At 52.6% G+C, this 3,063-nt stretch carries 1 rRNA gene; it reads left to right on the top strand.

The features are described 5' to 3' along the window. Positions 1–158 precede the first annotated feature (158 nt). Positions 159–3,038, top strand: a 23S ribosomal RNA gene (locus LJ656_RS34735). Positions 3,039–3,063 lie beyond the last annotated feature (25 nt).

Consider the following 3,063-nt stretch of genomic DNA (forward strand, 5'->3'; position numbering starts at 1 on the left):
TATGCGAGTAGGTGAATCAGGGTTGTGATTGTATCGATGTATTTTTAAGTGATCGAAAGATTGCTTTGGAATACGGCGCAACACGAATACTCAACCTGTAGCGTGTGTGCACAGCACGATCTTCCCAGTGAAGATGGTGTGAGACATACCCGTTATAGGGTCAAGCGAACAAGTGCATGTGGTGGATGCCTTGGCGATCACAGGCGATGAAGGACGCGGTAGCCTGCGAAAAGCTCCGGGGAGCTGGCAAACAAGCTTTGATCCGGAGATGTCCGAATGGGGAAACCCACTCCTTATGGAGTATCCGTAGCTGAATACATAGGCTGCGTGAAGCGAACGCGGTGAACTGAAACATCTAAGTAACCGCAGGAAAAGAAATCAACCGAGATTCCCAAAGTAGTGGCGAGCGAAATGGGATCAGCCTGTACTCTTTATTCTCATTGTTAGTCGAACGCTCTGGAAAGTGCGGCCATAGCAGGTGATAGCCCTGTAGACGAAAACAGCGGGGAAGAACTGGGTGTACGACAAGTAGGGCGGGACACGTGAAATCCTGTCTGAAGATGGGGGGACCATCCTCCAAGGCTAAATACTCGTGATCGACCGATAGTGAACCAGTACCGTGAGGGAAAGGCGAAAAGAACCCCGGGAGGGGAGTGAAACAGATCCTGAAACCGCATGCATACAAACAGTCGGAGCCTCGCAAGGGGTGACGGCGTACCTTTTGTATAATGGGTCAGCGACTTACATTCAGTGGCAAGCTTAACCGATTAGGGCAGGCGTAGCGAAAGCGAGTCCGAACAGGGCGATTAGTCGCTGGGTGTAGACCCGAAACCAGGTGATCTATCCATGGCCAGGTTGAAGGCACGGTAACACGTGCTGGAGGACCGAACCCACTAACGTTGAAAAGTTAGGGGATGAGCTGTGGATAGGGGTGAAAGGCTAAACAAACCTGGAAATAGCTGGTTCTCTCCGAAAACTATTTAGGTAGTGCCTCGTGTATCACCTTCGGGGGTAGAGCACTGTCATGGTTGTGGGGTCCATTGCGGATTACTACGCCATAGCAAACTCCGAATACCGAAGAGTGCAATCACGGGAGACAGACATCGGGTGCTAACGTCCGGTGTCAAGAGGGAAACAACCCAGACCGCCAGCTAAGGTCCCCAAATATGACTAAGTGGGAAACGAAGTGGGAAGGCTAAAACAGTCAGGAGGTTGGCTTAGAAGCAGCCACCCTTTAAAGAAAGCGTAATAGCTCACTGATCGAGTCGTCCTGCGCGGAAGATGTAACGGGGCTAAGTCATATACCGAAGCTGCGGATGCACATTAATGTGCATGGTAGGAGAGCGTTCCGTAAGCCTGCGAAGGTGCACTGGAAAGTGTGCTGGAGGTATCGGAAGTGCGAATGCTGACATGAGTAGCGATAAAGGGGGTGAAAGGCCCCCTCGCCGTAAGCCCAAGGTTTCCTACGCAACGTTCATCGGCGTAGGGTGAGTCGGCCCCTAAGGCGAGGCAGAAATGCGTAGCTGATGGGAAGCAGATTAATATTTCTGCACCATTGTGAAATGCGATGGGGGGACGGATCGCGGAAGGTTGTCCGGGTGTTGGAAGTCCCGGTCGCTGCATTGGAGAAGGCGCTTTGGCAAATCCGGGCGCAGGATTCAAGGGTGTGGCGCGAGCTTCTTCGGAAGCGAAGCAACTGGAAGGGGTTCCAGGAAAAGCCTCTAAGCTTCAGTTTCACAGTGACCGTACCGCAAACCGACACAGGTGGGCGAGATGAGTATTCTAAGGCGCTTGAGAGAACTCGGGAGAAGGAACTCGGCAAATTGGTACCGTAACTTCGGGATAAGGTACGCCCTTGTAGCTTGACTGGCCTGCGCCAGAAGGGTGAAAGGGTTGCAATAAACTGGTGGCTGCGACTGTTTAATAAAAACACAGCACTCTGCAAACACGAAAGTGGACGTATAGGGTGTGACGCCTGCCCGGTGCCGGAAGATTAAATGATGGGGTGCAAGCTCCTGATTGAAGTCCCGGTAAACGGCGGCCGTAACTATAACGGTCCTAAGGTAGCGAAATTCCTTGTCGGGTAAGTTCCGACCTGCACGAATGGCGTAACGATGGCCACACTGTCTCCTCCCGAGACTCAGCGAAGTTGAAGTGTTTGTGATGATGCAATCTCCCCGCGGCTAGACGGAAAGACCCCATGAACCTTTACTGTAGCTTTGCATTGGACTTTGAACCGGTCTGTGTAGGATAGGTGGGAGGCTGTGAAACGGGAACGCCAGTTTCCGTGGAGCCGACCTTGAAATACCACCCTGATCTGTTTGAGGTTCTAACCTTGGCCCGTAATCCGGGTTGGGGACAGTGCATGGTAGGCAGTTTGACTGGGGCGGTCTCCTCCCAAAGTGTAACGGAGGAGTACGAAGGTACGCTAGGTACGGTCGGAAATCGTGCTGATAGTGCAATGGCATAAGCGTGCTTGACTGTGAGACTGACAAGTCGAACAGGTGCGAAAGCAGGTCATAGTGATCCGGTGGTTCTGTATGGAAGGGCCATCGCTCAACGGATAAAAGGTACTCTGGGGATAACAGGCTGATACCGCCCAAGAGTTCATATCGACGGCGGTGTTTGGCACCTCGATGTCGGCTCATCTCATCCTGGGGCTGTAGCCGGTCCCAAGGGTATGGCTGTTCGCCATTTAAAGAGGTACGTGAGCTGGGTTTAAAACGTCGTGAGACAGTTTGGTCCCTATCTGCCGTGGGCGCTGGATATTTGAAGGGGGCTGCTCCTAGTACGAGAGGACCGGAGTGGACGAACCTCTGGTGTACCGGTTGTCACGCCAGTGGCATCGCCGGGTAGCTATGTTCGGAAGAGATAACCGCTGAAAGCATCTAAGCGGGAAACTCGCCTTAAGATGAGATATCCCCGGGGCTTCGAGCCCCTTGAAGGGTCGTTCAAGACCAGGACGTTGATAGGTCAGGTGTGCACGTACAGTAATGTACTGAGCTAACTGATACTAATTGCCCGTAAGGCTTGATCCTATAACCGGTATGTTTCCGGGTTCGG

It is taken from the genome of Paraburkholderia sejongensis, from assembly GCF_020880815.1.
GTDB lineage: Bacteria > Pseudomonadota > Gammaproteobacteria > Burkholderiales > Burkholderiaceae > Paraburkholderia > Paraburkholderia sejongensis.